Annotated in this window: 22 protein-coding genes; 10 read left to right on the top strand and 12 right to left on the bottom strand. The window is 37.8% G+C overall.

Annotated features, from left to right (window positions below; all coding sequences use genetic code 11):
• The first annotated feature begins 8 nt into the window (after positions 1-8).
• Both H4J52_RS07295 and H4J52_RS07300 read left to right on the top strand, forming a co-directional pair.
• Positions 9-842: an NAD(P)H-binding protein gene (locus H4J52_RS07295; RefSeq protein ID WP_182224433.1), complete on the top strand. Its 834-nt coding sequence runs from the start codon at positions 9-11 to the stop codon at positions 840-842.
• A 1-nt stretch (position 843) separates the two neighbouring features.
• Positions 844-1,143, top strand: coding sequence for a hypothetical protein (locus H4J52_RS07300; protein WP_182177599.1), 300 nt, complete (start codon positions 844-846; stop codon positions 1,141-1,143).
• Between the two features lie 103 nt (positions 1,144-1,246).
• On the opposite strand, the gene H4J52_RS07305 is transcribed toward H4J52_RS07300, so the two are convergent.
• The 6 genes from H4J52_RS07305 to hutC all read right to left on the bottom strand — a co-directional run bounded on the left by H4J52_RS07305 (position 1,247) and on the right by hutC (position 8,556).
• Entirely contained in the window at positions 1,247-2,194 is a 948-nt protein-coding gene (locus tag H4J52_RS07305) for an SPFH domain-containing protein (protein ID WP_182177597.1), read from the bottom strand.
• On the bottom strand, positions 2,194-3,111 hold the full coding sequence (locus H4J52_RS07310; RefSeq protein ID WP_182177595.1) for a slipin family protein: 918 nt from the start codon (positions 3,109-3,111) through the stop codon (positions 2,194-2,196). Before H4J52_RS07310 ends, H4J52_RS07305 begins: the two co-directional genes overlap by 1 nt.
• 46 nt (positions 3,112-3,157) lie before the next feature.
• A complete protein-coding gene (locus H4J52_RS07315; protein ID WP_182177593.1) occupies positions 3,158-3,610 on the bottom strand; it encodes an NfeD family protein in 453 nt (150 codons plus the stop codon).
• A gap of 675 nt (positions 3,611-4,285) precedes the next feature.
• Positions 4,286-6,298, bottom strand: a complete 2,013-nt coding sequence (locus tag H4J52_RS07320) for a urocanate hydratase (RefSeq protein ID WP_182224434.1) — start codon at positions 6,296-6,298, stop codon at positions 4,286-4,288.
• An 11-nt stretch (positions 6,299-6,309) separates the two neighbouring features.
• Entirely contained in the window at positions 6,310-7,818 is a 1,509-nt protein-coding gene (gene hutH, locus H4J52_RS07325) for a histidine ammonia-lyase (protein ID WP_182177589.1), read from the bottom strand.
• Positions 7,819-7,833: 15 nt separating this feature from the next.
• Entirely contained in the window at positions 7,834-8,556 is a 723-nt protein-coding gene (hutC, locus tag H4J52_RS07330) for a histidine utilization repressor (protein WP_182177587.1), read from the bottom strand.
• Between the two features lie 236 nt (positions 8,557-8,792).
• Here hutC and hutI point away from each other — a divergent pair, with 236 nt between their 5' ends.
• A complete protein-coding gene (hutI, locus tag H4J52_RS07335; RefSeq protein ID WP_182177585.1) occupies positions 8,793-10,028 on the top strand; it encodes an imidazolonepropionase in 1,236 nt (411 codons plus the stop codon).
• 204 nt (positions 10,029-10,232) lie between these two features.
• Positions 10,233-12,332: a GGDEF domain-containing phosphodiesterase gene (locus H4J52_RS07340; protein ID WP_182177583.1), complete on the top strand. Its 2,100-nt coding sequence runs from the start codon at positions 10,233-10,235 to the stop codon at positions 12,330-12,332.
• 53 nt (positions 12,333-12,385) lie between these two features.
• Here the strand turns inward: H4J52_RS07340 and rraA are convergent, their stop codons facing one another.
• Complete coding sequence (gene rraA, locus H4J52_RS07345) at positions 12,386-12,871, bottom strand: ribonuclease E activity regulator RraA (protein WP_182177581.1); 486 nt, start codon at positions 12,869-12,871, stop codon at positions 12,386-12,388.
• Between the two features lie 203 nt (positions 12,872-13,074).
• Between rraA and H4J52_RS07350 the strand changes: the two genes are divergently transcribed.
• Together H4J52_RS07350 and H4J52_RS07355 are read left to right on the top strand one after the other, a co-directional pair.
• A complete protein-coding gene (locus tag H4J52_RS07350) occupies positions 13,075-15,078 on the top strand; it encodes a bifunctional diguanylate cyclase/phosphodiesterase (protein WP_182177579.1) in 2,004 nt (667 codons plus the stop codon).
• Between the two features lie 102 nt (positions 15,079-15,180).
• Complete coding sequence (locus H4J52_RS07355; RefSeq protein WP_182223590.1) at positions 15,181-17,040, top strand: methyl-accepting chemotaxis protein; 1,860 nt, start codon at positions 15,181-15,183, stop codon at positions 17,038-17,040.
• A 137-nt stretch (positions 17,041-17,177) separates the two neighbouring features.
• On the opposite strand, the gene H4J52_RS07360 is transcribed toward H4J52_RS07355, so the two are convergent.
• From H4J52_RS07360 to priA, 5 genes are all read right to left on the bottom strand, one after another.
• Entirely contained in the window at positions 17,178-17,543 is a 366-nt protein-coding gene (locus tag H4J52_RS07360) for a gamma-butyrobetaine hydroxylase-like domain-containing protein (RefSeq protein WP_182177575.1), read from the bottom strand.
• A 119-nt stretch (positions 17,544-17,662) separates the two neighbouring features.
• On the bottom strand, positions 17,663-18,991 hold the full coding sequence (gene hslU / locus H4J52_RS07365; RefSeq protein WP_182224435.1) for an HslU--HslV peptidase ATPase subunit: 1,329 nt from the start codon (positions 18,989-18,991) through the stop codon (positions 17,663-17,665).
• Positions 18,992-19,046: 55 nt separating this feature from the next.
• The gene (hslV, locus tag H4J52_RS07370; protein ID WP_182177571.1) at positions 19,047-19,565 is read right to left on the bottom strand and encodes an ATP-dependent protease subunit HslV; all 519 of its coding nucleotides are present in this window, start codon (positions 19,563-19,565) and stop codon (positions 19,047-19,049) included.
• 133 nt (positions 19,566-19,698) lie between these two features.
• Positions 19,699-20,253 carry an SPOR domain-containing protein gene (locus H4J52_RS07375; RefSeq protein ID WP_182177569.1) on the bottom strand — a complete coding sequence of 185 codons (555 nt, stop codon included), beginning with the start codon at positions 20,251-20,253 and terminating at the stop codon, positions 19,699-19,701.
• 159 nt (positions 20,254-20,412) lie between these two features.
• A complete protein-coding gene (gene priA, locus H4J52_RS07380) occupies positions 20,413-22,629 on the bottom strand; it encodes a primosomal protein N' (RefSeq protein WP_182224436.1) in 2,217 nt (738 codons plus the stop codon).
• 255 nt (positions 22,630-22,884) lie between these two features.
• Here priA and rpmE point away from each other — a divergent pair, with 255 nt between their 5' ends.
• From rpmE to H4J52_RS07400, 4 genes are all read left to right on the top strand, one after another.
• A complete protein-coding gene (gene rpmE, locus H4J52_RS07385) occupies positions 22,885-23,097 on the top strand; it encodes a 50S ribosomal protein L31 (RefSeq protein ID WP_070374999.1) in 213 nt (70 codons plus the stop codon).
• Between the two features lie 224 nt (positions 23,098-23,321).
• Positions 23,322-23,888: a sigma-70 family RNA polymerase sigma factor gene (locus tag H4J52_RS07390; protein WP_182177700.1), complete on the top strand. Its 567-nt coding sequence runs from the start codon at positions 23,322-23,324 to the stop codon at positions 23,886-23,888.
• On the top strand, positions 23,885-24,421 hold the full coding sequence (locus H4J52_RS07395; protein WP_182177565.1) for a hypothetical protein: 537 nt from the start codon (positions 23,885-23,887) through the stop codon (positions 24,419-24,421). The genes H4J52_RS07390 and H4J52_RS07395 overlap by 4 nt, the downstream gene beginning before the upstream one ends.
• A gap of 24 nt (positions 24,422-24,445) precedes the next feature.
• Positions 24,446-25,393, top strand: coding sequence for a DUF4097 family beta strand repeat-containing protein (locus H4J52_RS07400; protein WP_182177563.1), 948 nt, complete (start codon positions 24,446-24,448; stop codon positions 25,391-25,393).
• Positions 25,394-25,449: the final 56 nt, after the last annotated feature.

Genomic DNA, 25,449 nt, shown 5'->3' on the forward strand with positions numbered 1-25,449 from the left:
GGGTCTCCATGCTAAAAAGTGTTGCGATTATAGGTTGTGGTTGGTTAGGCCACGCTTTAGCAAAGCAATTACTGATTAAACAATACCGTGTGACTGTAACGGTACAAAGTGAAGAAAAAAAGCAAAAACTGTGCGAAGAGAATATTAATGCTGAACAATTAAGTTTGCCAGTTCTTGACCCTAAATCTTTGGTGTTGAGCGTCTTTACTCATGACACGCTGATTATTTCTATTACGCCACAGCTCCGTCAAGGTCGCAGTGATTACCCTGAAAAAGTTGCTCAGTTAGTTGAAATGGCAGAACTGGGTAATGTCAATAAGATCGTACTGCTCAGCACTACGGCTGTTTATAATGGTTTGTCTGGTTTAGTTGATGAACAATCTGTTTTGGACATGAATGCAGATAAAGTCGCTATTATTAATACGGCAGAGCAAACAGTGCGTTCCTTCTCGGGCACATCAGTCATATTACGCCTAGCAGGCTTAGTTGGCCCTGAACGTCATCCAGGCCGATTTCTCCAAGGAAAGAAGGTGCTTGCTGAGCCTCAGTCTTTTATTAATCTAATTCATCAAGATGATGCGGTAGGTGTACTTATGGAGATTATCGCTAATGAAGACATTCGCGGTACTTATAATGCGGTAAGTGCGACTGAAACCAGTAAACAACATTATTATCGTGCGGCCGCTAACGCCTTAAACTTACCTGCACCAGAGTTCTCGTTTGCATCATCAATGCGTTTTGGTAAACGCATTGATGATGCAAAGCTTCGTTATCGCTTTAATTATCAGTTCACTCATGATGATTTAATTGTTTGGTTATATAAGTCAGTAGTAAGGCTGTAGGATGTTTAAAGATTGGTTGAAAAACAAAACGACTCAGTTGTTTTTTGTTCTATGGTTTCATATTTCGCTTTTAAATCTGTTCTTTGTTAATAAGCGGGGCATTGTGTTTTTATGGCAAAATAATAGCGAAATTAATACCTTACTGACTCATTTTGTTACAGCTTTAACCGCAACACTTTTTTATATCGCGATAATTAAAATACGGCTACGTTTAGCAGAAAAAAAATTAACTTTGGGCAATAATGTATTTGTTTTTGGTTCGGCTGTTATGTTGGCGTTAATTGGCTTTTTCCTCTTTTAAGCCAAAATATTGTACTATTTTATCAAAAAAATACACGTAGCTAAAAGATTCCTTCACTACGTGTTTTATTACTTTTTTTTCTTGTGATTTTTACACCTTTAACTTATTTAATACCAGATATTGATAACCACTGGTTAAAGTCAAGCAAGTTCGCCGGTAGAATAACTTTCCTGTTTGCCTGGCTAAGACCTTGCATTTGTTGGAGATACTGTTCAGTTAATTGTAAATCAAGTGCTTGTTGCCCGCCCGGTTGTTCAATAGCAATAGCGATTTTAGTGATGGAATCTCCAGTTGCCTGAGCGATAGCTATTATTTGTGCTGCTTTACCTTCTGCTGAATTAATACGACGTTGCTTTTCGCCTTCTGAGATATTTATCATCTCAGTCATTAAGCCTTCAGAGCGGTTAATACGGCTAGCTTTGTCTCCCAAACTTTTTGCTAAAATTGCACGACGTTCACGTTCTGCATTTACCTGTAACTCCATGGCATTTTTAACGGTATCAGGTGGGGTAATATTTTTTATCTCATAGCGATGTACTCGTATTCCCCAGCTTTCACCTGCTTTATCTAAGACTTCTACCACTTTTGCGCTGATAATATCTCGCTCTTCAAAAGTACGGTCTAAATCCAAAGTACCAATAACAGAACGCGTGGTAGTTTGTGCTAATTGCATTGCTGCAAAACGATAATCAGTGATCCCGTAACTTGCTTTCAATGAGTCGATAACTTCAATGTAAATTACGCCATCAACTTCAACATTGACTTCATCTTTTGAAAAACATTCTTGTGGTGGTACGTCGATTGTTTCTTCTTTTAAGTCTTGAATAAAAGCAACACGGTCAATAAATGGCAATAAAATATGAAACCCGGCTTCTAATGTGCAACGGTATTTCCCTAAACGTTCAACCACATAGGCAGATTTTGTTGGTACTAAGCAAATAGCTTGTACAAACTTATAAGCTAAAAAGATAAATATAGCGCCCCAAATAGCGAGTATCACGATATCAAGATTACTGTCAGCGCCAATATTACTTATTGTTTGTTCTATCATTATTTCGCTCCTTGAACAGTTTGCGTTACTTTGTCCATGCCTTCGAAGAAACCTTCTAACTTGGCCATTTCAGCTGGCATAATCGAAACATCTGCCGTTTTTAATATAGAGCCTGTTTGCTTGATAAATTGCTCAAGTAAGCGCATTTTTATTGCTTTATCGCCCCCTGGGGTCATTGATGCTTTTGCGATCATATTCATACCCTCAGCGGTTGCTTGTGTTAATATTTCAATTTCTTTTGCGAAACCGTGTGCTTCATTTATTTGTCGCTGCTTATCGCCTTCTGAAATATTAATCGCCTCTTGACGCTCTCCTTCAGACAAATTGATCGTCGACTCTTTATCAGCTTCTGCTAAGGTGATTTCTGCACGCTTTCTTCGCTCGGCTTCCATTTGCTTTTCAAGGGTATGAATAACATTTGCAGAAGGGGTGATATTTCTTACTTCGTAACGCAACATTTTTATGCCCCAAGGATCTGACGCTTTGTCTATTTCACGGACAATGGTTTCGTTAAGAGTGTCTCGTTCTGAAAACGTTTGACCCAGTTTCAATTTACCTATTTCACTACGCATAGTGGTTTGCGCTAAATTGACACAGGCACGGCGATAATCTTCTATACCGTAGCTTGCTTTTGCGCCGTCCATTACTTGGATGTAAACTAAACCGTCAACTTCAATTTGTATGTTATCGCGCGAGATACAGCTTTGTGACGGAATGTCTAAGACTTGTTCTCTTGTCTCATGGCGATAAGCAACGCGGTCAATAAAAGGAATAAGAAAGTGTAATCCTGGTCTCATTATTGCGCGAAATTTACCTAAACGTTCGATAATACAAACTTCTTTCATCGGCACAATAAGTACAAGTTTTACGACAATAAAGAGTAATCCAAGAAATATAAAGGTGAGTGTGGCTAGCATAGGTTGTTCCTATATTTTAGTTATCATTTTAGGTTTTTTGCTGTTGTTACTTTATTGGTTCAACAACGAGAGAGATATTTTCTTTACAAACGATTGTGGCGTGGCTACCTTTGCTTAGCTCTGAACCATCGCCCAGTGCTGTCCATGTTGTGCCTTGAAACTCTACGCGCCCAGCATGTGTGCCTGGGCCAATTTTTTCTAAGACAGTGACTTCTCTGCCATAAATGTCTAATTCTTCATAAATATTATCGACTGTATATTCACTACTAAAAAAACGATCGGTGACAAAATAAAGCACAAATAGTAGAAATGAAGCCAGTATAAACCAAGTCGTTAAGGTTAATGTCCATGTATCGAGTAGTTGTTGTTGTACGCCAATTGCGACTAACAATGAAGCGATGCCCAAATTTAATAGTATGCCACCCGGAACAAAAATTTCAGCGCAAGCAAATAAAATGGCTAAAACGATCCAGGTTTCAAAGAAAAGAATGTACTCCACCGCTAACTCCTTGTCATTAATAGATCATTAGATTAACAGGTTAAATAAATATAGATACTGTTGTTACATGATTATAATTAAGTAAAATATATGATCTACTTTGTTAATCTAAAATTAGCAAATGCGACATATTATGTCAAGCTTGTTGTTGGAGTATTTCAGGGGCAATAGATTAGCTAGCGTTAGTCTGTAATTATCTGCTTTCTAATTTTGTTGCTAATGGGCGGAAAATACTTTCAGCTATAATCGCTGCGTATAAGACGATGAGTATATTCACCGCCATAGCGCTAATTTTTTTTCACTAAGCTATTGTCATCTTTTTCCGTACGGTAAATAGTACGTAAGCTCTAAGCTGGGTACTTTCACTAAAAGCTCCTCTGACCAGCCATTGTCTTTACAAAATATTTAACGCGCTCTGGGGATAAATTAGTACTGAGCTTGTGTAATTGACTAGTGCGCAAATGAGATCCCAAAAGTATTTACTTTATATTTCGTTAAGGAACATGAAGAATAACGTTAATATTAGCGAGAAAAGCCTTACGTCATTATAACACCACCTTTATGACAGGCTAGTAAAGATAAAGTATCTAGTTGCTAATAAATCAAATGCCGAGGGTAAACTCGGCTTTAAAATATTTTAACAATAAACGTATTGTTTAATGAAGCATTGGCACCTTACAGAGATAAGTTATTTAAGATATCGTCATCAACTAGGTTAGCTAAAGTTACTTTAAGCTTAGGTGTTCTTGCCATTTCGCGTTTTATAGCAAAATTTGCTTCTGCATTTCGCGCCCAGCTCCGTCTTGCAATACCATTGTTAACATCAAACAGCAGCATAGATTTTAGTTTACGTTCAGCATCTTCACTGCCATCAAGTAACAGACCAAAACCACCGTTAATTACTTCACCCCAACCAACACCGCCACCATTATGGATAGAAACCCAAGTAGCACCACGAAAGCTGTCACCAATAACATTGTGTATTGCCATATCAGCGGTAAAACGACTGCCATCATAAATATTAGACGTTTCACGATACGGCGAATCGGTGCCACTTACATCATGATGGTCACGGCCTAAAACTATGGGGCCAATTTCATCCTTATTAATTGCATCATTAAAGGCTTTCGCAATTTCGATTCTGCCTTGCGCGTCAGCATAAAGAATTCGAGCTTGCGAGCCAACGACTAACTTATTTTGTTTCGCCTCTTTAATCCAAGTAATGTTGTCTTGCATTTGTTGCTGAATCTCTTCAGGCGACTCTTGCATTATTCTTTCAAGAACGCTTGCTGCAATAGCATCCGTTTTATCTAAATCTTCCGGTTTACCCGAAGCACATACCCAGCGAAAGGGTCCAAAACCATAGTCAAAACACATGGGGCCTAATATGTCTTGAACATATGATGGATATTTAAAGTCAATGCCATTTTCCGCCATAACATCACCACCGGCGCGTGACGCTTCGAGTAAGAAAGCATTGCCATAATCGAAGAAATAAGTACCTTTAGCGGTATGCTTATTTACGGCGGCAGCATGGCGTCTAAGTGTTTCTTGTACTTTAACTTTAAACACTTCAGGCTCTTCTCGAATTAATCGATTAGATTCTTCATAACTAATGTCTACCGGGTAATAACCGCCTGACCAAGGGTTATGCAATGACGTTTGATCTGAACCCAAGTGAATGAAAATTTCTTTTTCATAGAAACTTTCCCAAACATCAACGATATTACCTATATAGGCAATTGATACCACTTCTTCATTGGTTTGTGCTTCTTTCACACGGGCAACAAGTTCATCCATGTTATCAATTAGCTCGTCAACCCAACCTTGCTGATGACGTTTAGTGGCGGCATTTGCATTCACTTCAGCACAAACAGTAACACAATTAGCAATATTGCCTGCTTTAGGTTGTGCACCACTCATGCCACCTAAGCCAGCTGTTAGGAATACTTTTCCTTGAGATGTTTCGCCTTTGTCTAGTACCTTACGAAACGCATTCATTACCGTAATAGTGGTGCCATGTACAATGCCTTGTGGCCCAATATACATGAAAGAACCCGCTGTCATTTGCCCGTATTGCGTTACACCTAAAGCATTGAATTTTTCCCAGTCATCAGGTTTCGAGTAATTAGGGATCATCATGCCATTGGTTACAACAACACGTGGCGCTTCTGTTGAAGACGGAAATAAGCCCATAGGGTGGCCGGAATAAAGATGCAACGTTTGGTCACTTTCCATTTCACTTAAATACTTCATCGACAACAAATATTGCGCCCAGTTTTGAAAAACTGCCCCATTGCCACCATAAGTAATTAATTCCTCAGGATGCTGTGCAACAGCAGGATCTAGGTTGTTTTCAACCATTAACATGATTGCTGCTGCTTGAGTACATTTAGCGGGATAGTCAGAAACCGAACGTGCTTTCAAAGCATAGCTTGGCTTGAACCTATACATATAGATACGGCCAAAATCTTTTAGCTCTTGAGCAAACTCAGTCGCTAATTCTTGATGCCATTCTTTAGGGAAGTAACGCAACGCATTTCTTAACGCCAGCTGCTTTTCGTCAGGTGATAGTATATCTTTACGTTTAGGTGCCCGATTTGCATTTGCAGGATAAGCTTTTGCTTGTGGCAATTGGCTTGGGATACCTTGCATTATTTCTTCTTTAAAATTCATCGTTGTTGTCATAGAAGTAGCCCTTATTTAACGGTAAACACTTGTAATTGTACTAATCTGATCATGGCATCAATGTCAGGTTTTAAAAGTCTATCTTCTTCGAGTTTAGCAACCTTTGATCTGATCACTTGATGATTTTTCTCAATGATATCAGAGCACTTATTAGGGCGTCTAAATTCTATAGCTTGTGCGGCATACATTAACTCGATAGCCAATATTTTTTCTAAATTACCTAATATTTGATTTAATTGTCTACCCGAAATACTCCCCATAGAGACATGATCTTCCTGACCCATAGAGGTCGGTACACTATCAGCCGATGGTGGGAAACAAAGCGATTTATTTTCTGTTACCAATGCTGCTGTTGTATATTGCGGGATCATCATGCCTGAATTTAAACCACCTGCGGAGGTCAACAATCTTGGTAAACCATGAATACCTTCTAATAAGAGGTAACAACGGCGGTCTGAAATATTGCCCAATTCTGAAGCAGCAATGGACGCATAGTCAAGAACCATAGCTAGTGGCTGGCCATGGAAGTTACCACCTGAAATCGCTTCTTCGCTACTGATAACAATGGGGTTATCAGTGACAGAGTTCATCTCAATTTCAACTAACTCTTCTAAATGATAATACGCATTACGTGATGCGCCATGTACTTGTGGAATACATCTTAATGAATAAGGGTCTTGTACACGTTCACATCCTTCATGTGCAGCCATGTTTTGGGAATCTTTAAAAAAACTTCTCATACGCGCTGCAACAACAAGGTTTCCTTTAAATGCACGCGTTTGATGTAACTCATCTCTAAAGGGAGATTCGCTGCCTTGCATCCCTTCGATACTCATTGCACCCGTCATATCAGCTAGGTCTAATAAATAACGCATTTTAGTTAACGCTGTGATGCCATGAGATAATATAAATTGCGTGCCGTTAATTAACGCCAAGCCTTCTTTCGCTTGCAGGTCCATAACGTCTAAACCATTAGCACGCAGAAGTGATGCAGCAGGTACTATTTCGTCGTTTTGATCCTCTTCACTTTGCCAAAATTCACCTTCGCCCAAAAGCGGTAAAAATAAATGGGACAGTGGTGCTAAATCACCTGATGCGCCTACAGAACCTTGTTCTGGTACAACGGGGATTAAATCGAGTTCGAGAAACGCTAACATACGTTCTACAACTTCCAGACGAATACCTGAGAAACCTTGACTTAATGCATGTACCTTAGTGATTAACATTAGCTTTGAAATTGCTTTTTCAATGGGTTTACCGACACCTACGGCGTGGGTAATAAGTAGGTTCTTTTGTAATAAATTAGTATCTTCAGGTGAGATTTGAGTATCACATAACGGGCCAAAGCCCGTATTGATACCATATGTCGCTTTATCTGACGCAGCCATTTTCTCTACTCTTTGGCGGCTTATGTTGATTTTATCTATAGCTTCTTGGCAAAGTTCAGCTTGAATACTGCCATCTGCAATACCGTTTACAATATCAAGGTTCAGGCGATCAACACCGTATTTAAATGTCATCTTAATGCTCCGAAATTAAAAAGTTAAGTGGCTGCCTAAACGGTATTTATTACCAGGTGCCGTTAAAATAGCTAAACTGACCACACCTTGGCTTGACCAAGTGCGTCGTTTAACCTGTAAACATGGGATTTGTGGTTCTATTGTCAGTAACTGACAGATTTCGTTTTCAGCTAAAACAGCTTCAATTTCGTGTGTTGCTTCTGTTAATGGGGCTTCGCTTGATAAATACTCATGAGGCGTAATTTTGGCAAAATTTTGTGATAAATAATCAGGGACTAATTTACTATTTACATAGCGTTGCTCTAACTGAATAGGTTGGTTATTTTCAAAATGCAGCACTTCAGAATAAAATACTGACTCACTAGTGATTGAATTAGCTTTTAAGTTAAGTAAAATAGCGATTTCCTCGTTAACAGAAACGGCTTTTAAGGTAAGCTGTTTCGCATGGTGGATATGACCACGTTCTTGAATTTCATCTGCGATATTACGAATTTTTAATAATGAAGACTGTGACTTAAAGGTAGCGACAAAAGTACCGGACCCTTGTGAACGAATAAGTAAACCTTGCTCGGTAAGTTCTTGTAATGCGCGACGAGCAGTCATGCGACTGACAGAAAACTGTTCAGCTAATTCATTTTCAGAAGGCACTTTGGCATGTTGTTTCCATTCGCCAGATTCAATCTTTTGGCAAATATGCTGTTTTATTACGGTAAACTTGGCTGTTTTTACTTGAGTCATGTTAATTCGCTAGGTTCTTGTTCACAAGACCATTAAGAGTCTTGATGCTATAACTTGTATATACAATCTCACTTCTTGTTGTTAAAGTCAATGGTTGTATATACAAGCTTGCTTGTCTATTATCTATCACGTAAAGTGGCGTTATCAGTAATCAGACACTATGCTTATGGTACCGCCATCTTTCGATATAAATGCTGGTTATAAGCCTAGCGTTAAAATCAATTTTTGGATCTTATATGACGATTAATTCCTCTGCTTGGCAAACTCTTTTCATTAATGTAAATCTAGCGACCATGACCGATGGTGCTAATAGCTATGGTGCTATAAAAAATGGAGCTTTAGCCATAAGTGAAGGTAAAATTGCTTGGTTAGGTGAGAAAACTGATTTACCCAAATATAATGAAAAATCAGTACAAACTATTGATGGAAAAGGTAAGTGGTTAACACCTGGCTTAGTTGATTGTCATACTCATTTAGTTTACGGCGGTAACCGTGCCAATGAATTTGAGATGCGGTTACAAGGTAAAAGTTATCAAGAAATTGCTAATGCCGGCGGAGGCATAATCTCAACCGTATCAGCAACCCGAAAAGCCAGTGAAAGTCAGTTATTAGCCAGCGCATTACCTCGATTAACAACATTACATCAACAAGGTGTGACCAGTATTGAAATTAAATCTGGTTATGGTCTAGATACGATGAACGAAATTAAAATGCTTAAAGTGGCTGGGCAGTTAGCTGAAAAACTGCCGGTTACTATAAAGCGTACTTTCCTTGGTGCACATGCATTACCTATTGAATATAAAGAAAAGCCTGATGAATATATTGACTTAGTGTGTAATGAAATGATCCCACTCATAGTCAAAGAAAGCTTAGCTGATGCGGTTGATGTTTTTTGTGAAGGCATTGGTTTTAGTTTAGAGCAAACTGAACGTGTTTTTGCTGCAGCTCAAAAACATCAACTACCGATAAAAGTACACGCGGAACAGTTGTCAAATTTAGGGGGGACAGCCTTGGCGGCAAAATATAATGCACTTTCATCTGATCATATCGAATTTTTAGATGAAGCCGGTATTAAAGCCATGAAAAATGCAGATATGACCGCTGTACTATTACCTGGCGCTTTCTACTTTTTACGTGAAACACAATTACCTCCAATGGATTTATTAAGAAAGCATGAAGTGCCGATGGCCATAGCGACCGATGCAAACCCTGGTTCATCACCCATTCATAATATTCAACTGATGCTTAATATGGCATGTACCTTCTTTCGATTAACTCCCACAGAAGCACTAGCAGGTGTTACTTGCCATGGCGCAAAAGCACTTGGGCTATCAAATAAAAAAGGACAATTAGCTGTGGATTTTGATGCAGATATCGCTATGTGGAATATAGAACAACCCGCTGAGCTTTGTTATCAATTTGGTGTTAACCCACTTGATGAATTATTCGTTGCTGGACATAAGGTTATTTAACTTAAATTCATAGGCAAATAATGAAGACGCTTATGGTTCCACCGTTAGTCTATTAATAAAAGGCAGGATACAAAATTCACTCTGTTGTTTAGTCATGGTATATGTATCTTTGCACTTCAATATACCGCATTAGCCTAGAGTCAATGTAAATTATAAATTGAAGAGGTGCGTGATAAGTCTTTTGTCATTACGTAAAGGTTATATATGAAATATTTTAGTTTTAGGTACTTTTCAATACCTGAAGTGTTGCTTTCCGCGGTGAGTTTATTTTTATTTTCCAGTACTGCGCAAGCCGCCACTTTTTCTTTCACCGAATTTAATATTGCCTTTGTTCTAGGATTAACGTTCCCTGTGATCTTGATTATCGCCTTAGTTAAACCCCTTAAGAATATTCGTGTTTGTTATCCACTTTTAATTTCTTTCAGTGTTTTATTAATGCTTTATGCATTAGCTTATGCGAAAAGCTATCAAAGTGAACTGATACTTTCATCGGCTATGGTGTTCTCTTCAGTGCTATATTTTTGGTTACGAAGTACATATTCAGCACCGACTGAAAAAGTTAATTATTTGATCAATTTTATTGTTGTGGCAACCGCGATATCTTTTGTTTTTTGTTTATGGTTTTTTCCCAGTATTAATGGCTATTTAGCATGGCTGGCTGCCAGTGTTATAGTGCTTTTATCTGCAGGAATGGCTGTTATTTCAGCAAAAAAGATACAAGATTCTAGCAGCTTAAGGTTAACGATACAGTGGCTGATTCACCTTAGTTTTGTGCTCATTGTGTTCGCTTGGCTAAATGCTCTTATTAATATGACATGGCTGGTGTCAGCTATTATTATTTCTTACTTAGCCGCTTTAATTAATGGTTGTTGGTTTTTGGTAGAAGCCATTCGCAAAGAACTTACTGGCATCGATGAAACAACTGGTAAAATATCGACCTCACACTCATTAGACCCAGCGACAAATTTACCCTCTTACCAGCAAGCACTTGAGCAGCTTGACCGCATTGTTAAGCAAAAATCGAAGAGCCAGTTTGTCACTATAGTATTTAAACCTATAAATTTTCAAGCGGTTAATACCGTTTTAGGGCGCCATAATTCTGATATCTTATTATTACAGTTAGCATATTGCTTACAGAAAAAAGTCGCTGAAAATAACTTGTTGGTTAACTTTTCAGATGAACAGTCGCCAATAAAAATAGCTCGACTGCAAGGGTTGCATTTTTTGGTTGTGCTCGATTTAAGTGCAGATAATTACCCAGACAACACTAAAGTTGAGCAGCTTTGCCGTGAGCTGACTGCAGCTGTGCCCACTGCGATGAGCTTTAAAAGTTTTTCCCTTAATTTTGAGTTAGCCTTTGGTGTAGCTTACATTGGACAGTATAGCCATAATTTGAGTGAGGTCATTTCATTTGCCGAAGACGCTTTGCTCGTTTCAGAACAGACGCAACAACTTATCAGCTATTTTGATCATAATAGTACGCTTTACACTGATCAGCAGCTGCAACGTATGGAGCGATTAAAGCAAGATGTAGCCAATGAAAAATTATATTGGTATATGCAACCTCAAGTCGCCTTAGCAAATAGGAAAGTGTTGGGTTTTCAAATGGAAGTACATTGGTACCACGATAGTGTTACGCCTTGGACGTTGGATCAGTTTGTTGATATTGCAGAACACAGCGGCGATATTTATCAGTTATCAAAACAAATGATTGTTGAAGCATGTAAGACTATTGTTCAGTTGAAAAAAATAGGGTTTAAAAAACCAGTAACCATTTCGCTGGCAAGTAAAGAGCTCCTAGAGCCAGCCCTGATTGACTATATTATTTTACAGGCAAAAAAGTATAATGTTGAAAAAAAGTATTTAATTGTCGAGTTTAAAGAAGCGTTAATTTTATCTGCTAGCCAAAGGGTAAAAGCGATTATTGATCAGCTTAGGTCTTTAGATATCAAGGTAGCCATAGGTGATTTTTCTGGTAGCTATGAGTCATTACGATATTTACGAAAATTGAGTATTTATCAAATAAAAATTAATTGTGATCTCTTAAGTGATAGTCACAAGCATATTGAAACTGGTGGCTCAGATAAAGCGATTATAAATGCATTGATTAACTTAACACGTGCAATGCAGTTACCCCTTGTTGGTACTTCCATTAATAATAGTCATGCTGAACAGGAATTTATCACTATGGGAGGAGAACATGCGCAAGGTCGACACTTAAGTCGAGGAGTTATTTTCGATGAAATTGAGATATGGATCAAGCGTTGGTTAGAACAATACCCTGAGAGTGAATCAAGTAACTGAGCCCAATGTCAATATTGGGCTCTGGTTCATGTATTTGGCGTAATAGCGGGCCATTATTCAATATCTAATGGCTCAGGCGATAAAATAATACCGGTATTGTCAGCATAAAGGTGATCCTCAGGTAAAAATGTCACGCTCGCAAAGTTAATTGCTAAGTCACTTTCGCCAATATCTTGATCGCTAGCACCGACAGGAATAGAGACTAAGGCTTGAATACCTAAGTCGAGCTCTTCGATGGCATCAACGTCACGTACACTGCCATAACAGATAATGCCTTCCCAAGCATTCTCAGTAGCGGTTTCTGCTAGTGTAAAATCAATCAGTGCTCTGCGGGTCGAGCCGCCGCCATCAATAACTAGTACTTTTCCACGGCCATTTGTTGCTAAAGTTTGTTGGATTAAGCCATTATTTTCAAAGCACTTTATGGTAACAACTTGACCACCAAAAGAGCTACGGCCACCAAAATTACAAAAGATAGGATCAACAACATCAATTAAGTCGGCATAAATATTACAAAGCTCTGAGGTATTGTATTCCATGGTTTTTCTCTTAATTTATATGATTGAAAACTTAGTATAGCTTGATGTCTTTTAGGTACAACCGTTCTTTTAAATATATTTTGTTGTAAAATAACAGCTAAAAAGTAAATAATGATAGTGACTGACTTGTATTGCTTTAAAAAAGAATATTTAATAGATTCTAATAACTTAATAGATTCTAATAACTTAATAGAGAATATAGCATGATGGGTGAAAAAAACTTTTACCACAGTTTATTATTTTCTGTTGAAGCTATAGTTTTTGGATTATTGGCTACACTGTTGTTGATCTATTATCGTGGATTAGGGCGGCATTATGTAAAATACTGGATGCTGAGTTTATGCTCCTTAAGTGTTCATCAATTATTGTTGGCTATCGAAACCCAAATTACTGATGTAAGTGATGTCGCTTTAGAAAAAATTATTCTTAAGTGCTTTATTCAACTCAGCCTCTACTTCCATTTAACTGCACTTTTACTCGGTATTTATAGCGCCGTTTCGAAAAAAATCCTTTCAAAAAAAATTACGTGTGCCACTTTTATACTGAGTACCTGCCTTGCTATAACAGCAACCTTACTTTATGGCTTTAATGAAAATGAAGTTTACAACCGCTTCTACTTGCGAGAAAGCTTACCCGCATTTTTGATGGGTTGTAGTTTACTTTTAGCTGGTTTTTATCTCTATAACTCTCCAAAAAAATATTTTTCAGCGTATATTTTTATCATCTATAGTCTTGTTATGGGCTTAAGGTATGTCTTATTTTCCTTTCTTTCTATTATGTTGATTAACGAGTATTGGTTTCGACCATTAGCTGAAGTGCTCGTTTATTTTGATATGGGCGCTTTTACCCTCTTAGCTTTTTCGATGCTTATTTGGATGCAAGGTGCCGAGCGAAGTATTGCTATTTCAGCGATGAATAAGGCCCAATATTTGGGTAAGCACGATTCATTGACGGGGGCACTAAATCGGCAGCAAGTCATGGAAAAACTACCTTTCATCATAGAGGAAGCTAAAAGTAATCAACAAAATTTAGCGGTTTTCTTATTAGATATTAAACGCTTTAAGTTTGTAAATGATACTTATGGTCTTAAAGTTGGCGATGCAATTTTAGGTGAAATAGCCAATCGGTTAGATGGAAGTATATTTTTGCCAAAAGTGATTGGGCGTTTAAGTGGTGATTCGTTTGTTTTTGTTACTAATAATGTTGATCAACAACAGCAAAGTGCTGCAATAGAACATTTACATGGGTTAATAAATCGCCCGTATTTTATCAAACAACATAAAGTGTTATTACAATGTTCAGTAGGCTACTGCCTATATCCGCAGGATGCCAAACTAGCAGAAGACTTATTACAAAAAGCAAATTTAGCACTAGCACAAGCCGAAAGCCAAAATATAGCAACGGTTAAATATAAATCGGGTATGCAATCACATGGTCGAAGGTTGCTGGCGATGGAAAAAGAAATTCGTGATGGATTTGAAAAGAATGAATTTGTTTTATATTTTCAGCCTCAATTGAACTTGTTAAATAATAGAATAGAAGGTTTCGAAGCGCTTGTTCGTTGGCAACACCCAGAGCGAGGATTGTTACAACCAGGAAGTTTCTTACCTGATATAGAATCTCTTAACATGCTGAGCGACCTTGATAGTTATGTGCTTGAGTGTGCATGTCAATCGATAGCACGTTTGCAAAAATCGTATCATCGGCGAGTGACCATTGCGGTTAATATTACCGCGGTGGAATTTCAAGATCCCCAATTAATTGAAAATATTCAAGCACTACTTTTTAAGTATCAAATTACTCCTCGATGTTTAGATTTAGAGATAACAGAAAATGTTGTTATGACAGAAATAGCAACAGCGATGAATACCATTTTTATTTTGCAGAATATGGGGATAAACGTTTCAATTGATGACTTTGGTACCGGGTATTCCTCGCTGGCCTATTTGCGTAAATTACCTATAGACAAAATTAAAATTGATAGAAGCTTTATTGAAGAAGTGGCGAGTAATGACTCAGACTTAACCATTGTTAAGTCGATGGTCGAGCTTTCTCACGGGCTAGGTAAGCGTGTTTTAGCTGAAGGTGTTGAAACTGAAGAGCAATTACGTTTATTACGTAATATTGGTTGTGATGCTGTACAAGGATATTATATCAGTAAACCTATACCTGAAAATGAATTGAAAAAATATTTTACCCGTATATAACACCTCACATAATTATTTATAAAAAGGTTAGATAAATGGTTACTAATTTATTTAACCTAACTATACTCAAAATTATTAATTAATTTTTCTAGGAACTTCTTTATGCTAATCAAGCACAAACTTATTGCTAACACCGGAATTTTGGTTTTATCTATGCTGTTTATGTTGGGCTTACTTAACTTTGCGATGTCTTCTTTGGGGAGTGATATTAAAATTGCTCGAGAAATTGGCAATATCGAAACTGACATTCTACAACTACGCCGCAATGAAAAGGATTTTTTAGCAAGGAAAGAACTAAAATACTTTGAGAAATTTAGTCAACAATATAACGGGCTTGTAAAAGATATAATGGTACTTGATAGTACTTATAAAAGTATTGGCAGAGATCTTTCTGAATTAGATCAGCTGCACTCAATAGTCAGTGACTATCAAGAGCTTTTTACCGCGTTAGTTGACGCACAAAAAGAAATAGGATTATCCCCAAAAGACGGTTTGTACGGGCTGTTAAGAGCTTCGGTTCATGTTATTGAAGAATCAATCGGTAATAATGATTACAAACTGCTGACTAATATGCTGAAATTAAGACGTAATGAAAAAGACTTTATGTTGCGCCTTGATGATAAATATGTCGTTCGCTGGAATAATACGGCAGATACTTTTGTCGAAGATATTGACTCAAGTGAATTATCAGCGGATCTAAAAGTACAAATAATAAAAAATTTATCATCATATCAACAAGCTTTTAAAGATTTTGTCGCGGGTCAAAAACGACTTGGCTTAACTGCTAAAGAAGGTATTAAAGGTGATATGCGCAAGGTAGTTCATCAAGTTGATGATATTTTGGATAAACTTGTAACACTGAGTAAAAATGAAGTTGTAGCACACTCCAAGTTTGTTGATTTAGTCGCTTATAGTGTCTTTTTTGTTGTCTTAATTATTGCATTCGGTTTTGCGCTATTTGTTAGTCGTAGCATTCTATCAGGCATCAATCAGCTAAACGAGACAATGAAGCGAGTTTCAGAGACTCAAGATTTATCGCTGAGCGTATTAATAAATAGCGATGATGAAGTTGGGGAAATGGCCAATAGCTTTAATGATATGCTTGGTAAGTTTAGAAACTTAATCACCGCAGTGAATCTGTCGGTTGATAGTGTGCACGAGGCAACTGATAGTTTATCAAAAAATATTCATTTTGCTAATTCTGGCGTTGACTCACAAATTCAACAAACTGATATGGTTGCAACAGCAGTGACTGAAATGGTGGCTACAGTTGACGAAATTGCTAATAATACTAATGCTGCAGCGAGTAAAGCTGAAGCGACCAATAACAATGCAATTATTGGTAAAGAAGGCGTAACACAAACAATCGCAAAGATTGATCAGCTTTCTGAAAAATTAAGAGAATCAGAAAACATAGTTCAAGAGCTAGCTAAAGATAGCGACACCATAGGCTCTGTATTAGATGTTATTCGCGGTATAGCTGAGCAAACAAACTTACTCGCGTTAAATGCGGCTATTGAAGCGGCAAGGGCGGGTGAACAAGGGCGAGGATTTGCTGTCGTTGCGGACGAAGTTAGAACATTAGCAAGCCGTACACAAGACTCTACTCAAGAAATTGAAACAATCATTAGTTCGTTACAAGGACGAACGAAAGAAATTGTTTCACACATGGCTATTTGTCGAACGCAAGGGAAAGATAGTGCTGACCAAGCAAGTTCAGCCGGTAAAATGTTAGAAGAAATAACACAAGATGTTTCAACAATAATGGAAATGAATACCGCTATTGCTTCCGCCATTCAAGAGCAAAGTACGGTTGCCTCGGAAGTTAATAAACATGTTGTTGAAATAAGAGATGTTGCGGAGCAAGCGGGTCAAATATCTAATCAAAATGCACAAATGAGTGAAGAGTTATCTCAGCAGGCGGCTGTGTTAAACAAAGAGGTGAGTCAGTTTAAAGTTTAAGACTATCATTTTCTCTTGAATATATAGCGTTTTGTATTATCGAGAGAAAATGCCCCTAAAAAATTATCTATTTATATCTGTTACAATTAATAATGCCCACGGAAAGAGCATACGGTTGGCAACAGATATAAAATAGTTTATTTCACTTCAACAAAGTTAATCGATGTTTCTCTATTCTGGTTACCGGTTAAGCTTTCACAATAGTCTTGCCAGTTAACGTTATAATCTTCGAACAATATTTTGAATGTTTGATCAGTAAAAATGGCACTATGTTTATCATCAAATACTAAGCGATGGCCATATTTACCCAGTGGTTCAATACGTGTTAATTGTACCTCTTTTTTATGAAAAACTTCTGGTGTTTTAGCACCACTTTTAGGCTTGGCTTCGCTTGGAGAGAATACTCTTAGGTATTCAAAGTCGAAACTAAGCTGATGATTACTATCAAAATTAAGGGTCAGTTTTTTTTGCTGACGATTAAGCGTAAACTGAATGATATTCATTAATTCCCTCGTTCATAATGGGTTTGATTATAGGCGCGTATCTTTTTAAAGTACTTTTAAGCATACATCTTATTTGGTAGGGCATAAGAGTAGAAGAATAACCTCCTACTCTTTATTTTCTATAGGATAAAACGGCTTAAATCTTCATTTTTAACGAGTTCAGAAATAGTAGAGTCTACATACTTTGCATCAATAGTAATTGTTTCGCCAGCGCGCTTGTCCGCATTAAATGATAAGTCTTCAATCAAACGTTCCATCATCGTATGTAAGCGCCTAGCACCAATATTTTCAGTACTTTCATTGACTTGCCATGCCGCACTTGCGATAGCTTGAATGCCATCTTCACTAAATGAAACGTGCACGCCTTCTGTTGCCAATAAAGCGATATATTGTTCTGTTAATGATGCATTGGGTTCGGTTAAAATTCTAACAAAATCATGGGTTGTTAGCGGTTTTAGTTCAACACGAATCGGTAATCGACCTTGCAATTCAGGAATTAAATCAGATGGTTTTGACATTTGAAAGGCGCCAGAAGCAATAAATAAAATATGATCAGTTTTAATCATACCATGTTTAGTGCTTACCGTTGAGCCTTCAATAAGTGGCAATAAATCTCGTTGAACACCTTCGCGAGAAACATCGGGGCCTGTGCTATCGCCACGTTTACAAATTTTGTCAATTTCATCGATAAAGACGATGCCATTTTGTTCTACAGCATAAATAGCTTTTTCTTTAATATCTTCATTGTTAACAATTTTTGCGGCTTCTTCTTCTTGCAAAGCTTTGAAAGCATCTTTAATTTTTAATTTACGCTTACTTGTTTTTTCATTAGACATCCCTTGAAACATGTTTTGTAACTGCGAAGTCATTTCTTCCATGCCAGGAGGTGCCATAATTTCAACGCCCATTTGGCTGGCGGCTAAATCTAATTCTATTTCTTTGTCGTCCAGTTGACCTTCACGAAACTTCTTACGAAAAGCTTGGCGAGTACTACTATTGTCAGTAGCGCCTTCCGCTCCAAATCCGTCACGTGGTGGTGGCAGTAATATATCTAAAATTCTTTCTTCAGCCGCTTCTTCCGCGATATGTTTTACGCGAGTCATTTCCTGCTCTTTGGTCATCTTTATTGCCATATCCGCTAAATCGCGAATAATCGTTTCAACTTCTTTACCTACATAACCTACTTCGGTAAATTTAGTTGCTTCAACTTTAATGAAAGGAGCGTTGGCAAGCTTGGCTAAACGACGAGCGATTTCTGTTTTACCAACACCTGTTGGGCCAATCATTAAAATATTTTTAGGGGTAACTTCATTACGTAATTCTTCGTTTAACTGCATTCTGCGCCAGCGATTTCTTAAGGCGATGGCAACAGCACGTTTGGCGTCACTTTGACCAATAATGTGGCTGTCTAATTCACTGACTATTTCACGAGGTGTCATATTCGACATGATAATTCCTTAAGCATTGTTACTTGTTTTATATTTTACTAAGCAAGAGGGAGCCTTATAGCTCGTCAATCGTATGCTGATGATTGGTGAATACACAAATGTCACCAGCGATTGTTAATGACTTCTCAACAATTTCTTTAGCGCTTAGTTCGGTGTTTTGTAATAACGCTGTGGCTGCTGATTGAGCAAAATTCCCGCCACTACCAATAGCAATTAAATCGTGCTCTGGTTGTACAACATCACCATTACCCGTGATAATTAATGAAGCTGTTTCGTCGGCAACAGCAAGTAAGGCTTCTAACTTTCGTAATGCGCGATCACTTCGCCAATCTTTAGCAAGTTCCACCGCGGCTTTCGTTAAGTGTCCTTGATGCTGTTCAAGCTTACTCTCAAATCGCTCAAACAAAGTAAAAGCATCAGCAGTACCACCAGCAAAACCAGCAAGTACTTTACCATTATACAAACGGCGAACTTTACGAGCGTTGCCTTTCATTACGGTATTTCCAAGTGAAACTTGTCCATCACCACCAATAGCTACTTTGCCATTACGTCTTACGCATACAATAGTCGTCACAATTAACCTCAAATATTTATTTACATCTATGGAGAATAGATAAGGCTCATTATGACTTTTTCAAGGAGGGAACTAGATAAATGTGGCTATTATGTCAATCGAACTAATTTATCGCTCATTAATCTGTTTCGTTTTATTTCCAAAACCAGATTTGACAACCATTTACATTATTGCTTTTTAACTTATGTTTATCTTTTTCTGCTTCACGTTTTCGCTCATAAGGGCCTAAGAATACTTTGTAATAAATACCGTTCTTGCCTTTTGATTCACTTATTTGAGACGTTAAGCCAGTAAAGGCAATCGTTGCTTTTAATATCTCTGCTTGTTTCATTGTTCTAAATGAAGCACATTGCATTTTATAGGGACCTTTGTCTTTAACTTCATACTTACCCACTTCAACCTCTTTACTTTGGAGATTGTCCACATAAGCCCATATCTCTTTAGGTGGCGCAGGTAATGCTTTTTCTTTGACAACGCGTGTGTCTTCTTTGACTACTTTTACAGGAGAAGTTGATGGTTTTTTATCTTTTATCGCCCATAAACCGTAACTAAAGCCACCAATCAATAAAATAGCGAGCAACAAGACAAGTTTAAATTTTACAGTGAACGTTGGTTTAGGAGCCACTTTACTTTTATAAGGACTTTTCTTTTTATTTTGAGCGCGGGAAACGTAATCTTGATGAGCCATTAAATAATAATATACCGGTAAACATCAACTAATTCTAACCAACTGGTAAAGAAATAACACTAGTTTAAATAGAAAATTGTAATAGAGTGCAATATCTCGCCATTGCCATTCAAAGTACGCTACTTAGCTACCTCGTTGGTGAATGGGATCAGCAGGTAATTACCAGCTTAAATCAAGGGGATCAATATCCACTGTCCAGCGCACTTTTTTTTGCCATTCATTTTGAGCAATAGTATGAATGAGTCGATAAACGGCAAAGTGAAGCTGTTTACGTGACTTAGCTTGTACAATTAAATGGTAACGATATTTTCCTGCTTTTTTCTCCATTGCAGCAGGCACTGGGCCTGCGAACTGACAACCATCAAAAGTAACGTCTGTTAATGCGCTCAAAAATTTTTCAGGGTAAGAGGGGTAATTAGCTTCAGCGCGAAAAAGGGCTTGATAGCTAAACGGCGGTAATAATGCTTGTTTGCGCTCTGTTAATGCATATTTGGCAAAATGAGGATAACCGTTATTCACTAGATCTTGTAACAGTGGATGATCTGGGAAATTGGTTTGTACTAATACCCGGCCTGGTTTACTTTCGCGGCCTGCACGACCTGCAACTTGTACTAACAGCTGTGCCATGTGCTCAGCAGCACGAAAATCAAAGCTAAATAAAGCACCATCAACGTCTAAAACAGCAACGAGTGTCACATCTGGAAAATGATGTCCTTTTGCTAGCATTTGCGTGCCAATAAGTAACTGATGTTTTTTATCGCTGACCTCTTGTAATAATTTTGCCAGTTCTCCTTTTTTACGAGTGCTGTCGCGATCAATTCTTACCGTACTGTAGTTCTCGAATAGTTCACCGATACGTTCTTCTAATTGCTCTGTACCTTGTCCCATAGGTTTAATACGTACACTTCCACAACTTGGGCATTGATAAGGAATGCGTTTCTGGCTACTACAGTGATGACAAATGAGTAATTTTTGCCCTTGGTGCAAGGTATAAGGCTTATTACAACGCTGACAATCTGCTATCCAATGACATTCTTGGCAATTTATGGCAGGAGCATAGCCTCGACGGTTGAGAAATATTAATGCTTGCTCGCCACGCTTAAGGGTCGTTCCAATCGCTTTTTTTAAGGTGCCGGATAAACCATGTTCCATTTGCTGTTGTGCAACATTAATAAGCGTTATTTTAGATTGCGTACTTTGGCCCGGTCTTTTGGTTAATTGATGATATTGGTACTTACCGGATAGCGCATTTTGTAATGTCTCTAAACTGGGGGTGGCACTACCTAGCACAATAGGAATATTTAACTGACCCGCTCGTAAAATAGCAATGTCGCGTGCTTGATAACGAAAACTGTCTTGTTGTTTAAAAGAGCCATCGTGCTCTTCATCGACAATAATTAAGCCTAAGTGATGTAGTGGAGAGAAAACCGCTGAACGTGTACCAATGATTATTGCTGCGGTACCCCGCTGTGCGGCGAGCCAGGTTTGTAAGCGTTCTTTGTCATTTAGCCCAGAATGGTGTAAACAAATAGGTAAATTAAAGCGCTGTTCAAAGCGACTGAGCATTTGTGGTGTTAAGCCAATTTCAGGCACGAGTACAAGAACTTGTTTATTTGCCGCTAAGGTTTTTTCCATGGCTTGTAAATAAACTTCAGTTTTACCACTTCCTGTTATGCCATCAACCAGATGACAAGAAAATTGATCAAAAGATGCTTTCACCGCTGAAACAATAACGGCTTGTTCAACGGTTAATGTTAATTTTTCATCTTCGGCTAAAGCATCGTCGTGATAAACAAAACATTCAGATTTTTGTTCTTTTTCCTCAATGAGCTGTTTCTTTTCAAGGGTGTTCAATTGCGCTTTTGTAAAGCCTAAGGTACGAATTTCTGCCCAAGTGAGTCCCTGATGAGTGTTGATTAAAGCATAGAGTTCAGCTTGTTTGGGTGCTCGCTTGGTAATTTTCTCAAGCGTAACTGTTTCTTCATTTACCTGTTCAAATTGTTGGCTATGCCATGTAGTGGCTAAATCAATAGTAGGCTGTTCAACTTGTCGAAGTAAAACTGGCAGAGCAAGTTGTAATACATCGCCAACAGGATGATGATAATAATCGGCACAGCGCAATAAAAATTTTAATAAAGTAGGGGGAAGGTGAAAATTGTCATTCACTAAACTAATAATGGATTTAAGTTTTTTGTCTTCAATATCAGATGTTGTGCTGGTACTTATGATGATACCAATGACTTGACGGTGACCAAAAGGGACGATTACACGTGCGCCTGTTTGAATATCTTCACCATTGATGGTTGCAGGAACGATATAAGTAAATAACTGACGCATGGGAACAGGAATAGCGACTTGAATATAACTCACCTGCATAGAGAACACTTTTTTGACTATAATTACGCTTATTCTGCCGACTTGTTGTTAAGATGCCAAGTGCGATTTTGTACAAAGTTCCACTTTAATCCCCGTTATTGATTAATTGTTCATTTTTTAGCAATTAGTATCCTTAGGCTATTGCTAAGCATGTGGTGATGATTTAAAATTCGCCTCCATTATTTTTAACTCGTATGGTGCTTAGCAGCAATAATGACTGACTAAGTGGCGATACGGCCTTATACAGAGGTTTCTATGAAAGACGGTATTCATCCTAATTACGTTGAGTTCAAAGCAACATGTTCTTGCGGTAACATCATCGTAACGCGTTCTACAGCGAAAAAAGATATTCACTTAGACGTATGTTCAGCTTGTCACCCATTTTACACTGGTAAGCAGAAAGCTGCTGAGACCGGTGGTCGTGTTGATAAATTCAACAAACGTTTTGGTGCTCTTAGCAGCAAGTAATATTACGCTAAAATCAAAATGTATAAAAAAGCGTCTTAAGACGCTTTTTTTATGTCTGAAATTCAAGTTTACCTCCTAAGAATACAACTATGTGTTCATGTAATCGCAAATAAAAGATAAATTTATTTATCTTTTATTTAAACCCTTTTCTTAGATCACGTATCTTACCTTATAACAACACTATTACTGAGAGTTAACCTTTGGATAATCCGAAAGTTATTAACATTAAAAGTTGGACTGATAGTCAGCTAACTACTTCGCCTGAAATAGCGGAAGAGCAAGCTATAATATGCCGAGCGCAACAAGGTGATCAGCAAGCTTTCTATCAACTTTATCAAAAGTATCATAGAAAAGTTTATGCCATTTGCTGGCGTATGCTGGCGGATAAAGACAGCGCAGAAGATGTTTGCCAAGAAGTATTTGTGCAACTTTGGCAAAAAATATCTAATTTTCGTGGCGACAGTAAATTTTCCACTTGGCTACACAGTGTAACGAGCAACATTGTACTTGGGCATTTACGTAAGCATAAAAACTGGTTGCAACGTATTTTCAGTATTGAAGATCAAACCATTCAAGATGTGGCCGTAGAAATGGAAGATACGATTGAGTTAACTGCATTAGATACACAAATAGCAAGGCTGCCAGAAAGGGCACGATTAGTATTTGTTCTGTTCGCTGTTGAGGGTTATCGTCATGAAGAAATTGCAAAAATGTTAGATATGGCAGTAGGCACAAGTAAAGCACAATACCATAGAGCAAAAAGTTTATTAAGAGAGTGGGTCGAGATATGAGTAAATTATTGTCAGAGCAAGATTTGCAAAAAACCGTGGCTGAATTACCTGATGAAATGACACCGCAACGCGATTTATGGGCAGGTATTGAACGTGCTATTCAGACAAAGCAACAAGATAAACTGTCATTTGATTCACCTAAAAAAGCAGCTTTCATCTCGACAGCATGGGCAGCATCACTCGTTGTAGCAGTATTGGTTACTTGGTTTTCTTTTTCCCCACAACTTGCAGATAAATCAGTAAATTTAGCGAAACAAGATCATTCTCCATTGAACTTAGTTATGGCTATGCAAGAAAACTTTAAACAAACAAAACAAACTATGTTGGTGAGTTTTGGTCAGCCAAAAGTGTCGGAGTTACCCAAAGAAATTCAAGAAGAATTAAGTAAGCTTAGCTCTGCTCAGACAACCATTGAAAAAGCGTTAACCGAAGATCCTAGTAATAATGATTTACTGAACTTATTACGCTGGACACAAAAAAAAGAGCTCGACTTATTGAGTCAATTGTACAGTCCTAAATGGCAAAGTATTTAAAAGTAGTAATATATAGAGGTAGTTATGAGTATTTTACAAAAAGTTATTCCGATGATGTTATTTTCTGTGGCTTGTTCAAGTTTTGCTGGTGAGCAGATAGATAAGTCATTAACGCTAAGGGATGTGAGTAGTGTTAATATCGAAAATTTGCGCGGCAAGGTTACCGTTATTGGTTGGGACAAAAATATCATTGCGGTTAAAGGAGAGTTGGAAGATGAAGCAGAAGGTTTACTGTTTAAGCAGCAAGGTTCAAGTGTAAAAATTAAAGTTGAGCTTGAAAAGCATAACAATAACTTTTGGGGCCACCATAAAGGTTCGATACTAACGATACACATGCCAAAAAACATTCGTGTCAGCTTTGATGGTATTTCGAGTGATATTAGCTTTGAAAATTTACATGCCAGTGCAGAAGGAAAAACAGTCAGTGGTAACGTTAACGCAATTAATTTAAGCGAACGCATTGAATTAATTTCAGTGAGTGGCGATATCGACAGCAAAAAATTATCTGGTAAAGTAAGTTTGTCGACGGTTAGTGGCAATATTAAAGATCGTCAATCTAGCGGACGCTTGAGTTTGCGTGTGATCAGTGGCGAAATTGATTCACAATCAACAGCAAAAGAAGTGGAGATCGAGAATGTCAGTGGTGATATTAAAATCTCACTGAACGAGGTTGACGAACTAACGGTTTCAAATATCAGTGGTGATTTTTCAGGAAGTTTATCGTTAAACGATGGGGGAGAGGTAAAAATGTCGAGTATTAGCGGTGGCTTAGCCTTAAAACTCCAGAAAAATGTGAACGCAAGTTTTCGTTTATCTACAAGTGCTAGCGGTGATATTATTAATAAAGTTACCGGTCAAAAAGCCAATAAAGCTAAGTATGGCCCAAGTTCAACATTACAATTTGAAACTGGTAGTGCTAATGCCAATGTACGTGCAAGTACAGTAAGTGGTGTGATTAATGTTAGCCATTAATCTTTATTGTTCAGGCATTTAAAATAGAACGAGTTAGGGACGATGCTAGCTCGTTT

Origin of the sequence: Colwellia sp. MB02u-14 (assembly GCF_014076915.1) — a bacterium.
Taxonomy (GTDB): domain Bacteria; phylum Pseudomonadota; class Gammaproteobacteria; order Enterobacterales; family Alteromonadaceae; genus Colwellia_A.

Bases quoted from the DNA above. Each gene is read 5' to 3' on its own strand.
- priA (WP_182224436.1), bottom strand. From the start codon at position 22,629: ATGCAGGTGAGTTATATTCAAGTCGCTATTCCTGTTCCCATGCGTCAG.
- H4J52_RS07310 (WP_182177595.1), bottom strand. From the start codon at position 3,111: ATGCTAGCCACACTCACCTTTATATTTCTTGGATTACTCTTTATTGTC.
- hslU (WP_182224435.1), bottom strand. From the start codon at position 18,991: ATGTCGAATATGACACCTCGTGAAATAGTCAGTGAATTAGACAGCCAC.
- rraA (WP_182177581.1), bottom strand. From the start codon at position 12,871: ATGGAATACAATACCTCAGAGCTTTGTAATATTTATGCCGACTTAATT.
- H4J52_RS07360 (WP_182177575.1), bottom strand. From the start codon at position 17,543: ATGAATATCATTCAGTTTACGCTTAATCGTCAGCAAAAAAAACTGACC.
- H4J52_RS07400 (WP_182177563.1), top strand. From the start codon at position 24,446: ATGAGTATTTTACAAAAAGTTATTCCGATGATGTTATTTTCTGTGGCT.
- H4J52_RS07350 (WP_182177579.1), top strand. From the start codon at position 13,075: ATGATGGGTGAAAAAAACTTTTACCACAGTTTATTATTTTCTGTTGAA.
- hutC (WP_182177587.1), bottom strand. From the start codon at position 8,556: ATGACTCAAGTAAAAACAGCCAAGTTTACCGTAATAAAACAGCATATT.
- H4J52_RS07375 (WP_182177569.1), bottom strand. From the start codon at position 20,253: ATGGCTCATCAAGATTACGTTTCCCGCGCTCAAAATAAAAAGAAAAGT.
- H4J52_RS07340 (WP_182177583.1), top strand. From the start codon at position 10,233: ATGAAATATTTTAGTTTTAGGTACTTTTCAATACCTGAAGTGTTGCTT.
- H4J52_RS07320 (WP_182224434.1), bottom strand. From the start codon at position 6,298: ATGACAACAACGATGAATTTTAAAGAAGAAATAATGCAAGGTATCCCA.
- H4J52_RS07305 (WP_182177597.1), bottom strand. From the start codon at position 2,194: ATGATAGAACAAACAATAAGTAATATTGGCGCTGACAGTAATCTTGAT.
- hutI (WP_182177585.1), top strand. From the start codon at position 8,793: ATGACGATTAATTCCTCTGCTTGGCAAACTCTTTTCATTAATGTAAAT.
- H4J52_RS07355 (WP_182223590.1), top strand. From the start codon at position 15,181: ATGCTAATCAAGCACAAACTTATTGCTAACACCGGAATTTTGGTTTTA.
- H4J52_RS07300 (WP_182177599.1), top strand. From the start codon at position 844: ATGTTTAAAGATTGGTTGAAAAACAAAACGACTCAGTTGTTTTTTGTT.
- H4J52_RS07395 (WP_182177565.1), top strand. From the start codon at position 23,885: ATGAGTAAATTATTGTCAGAGCAAGATTTGCAAAAAACCGTGGCTGAA.
- H4J52_RS07295 (WP_182224433.1), top strand. From the start codon at position 9: ATGCTAAAAAGTGTTGCGATTATAGGTTGTGGTTGGTTAGGCCACGCT.
- hutH (WP_182177589.1), bottom strand. From the start codon at position 7,818: ATGACATTTAAATACGGTGTTGATCGCCTGAACCTTGATATTGTAAAC.
- rpmE (WP_070374999.1), top strand. From the start codon at position 22,885: ATGAAAGACGGTATTCATCCTAATTACGTTGAGTTCAAAGCAACATGT.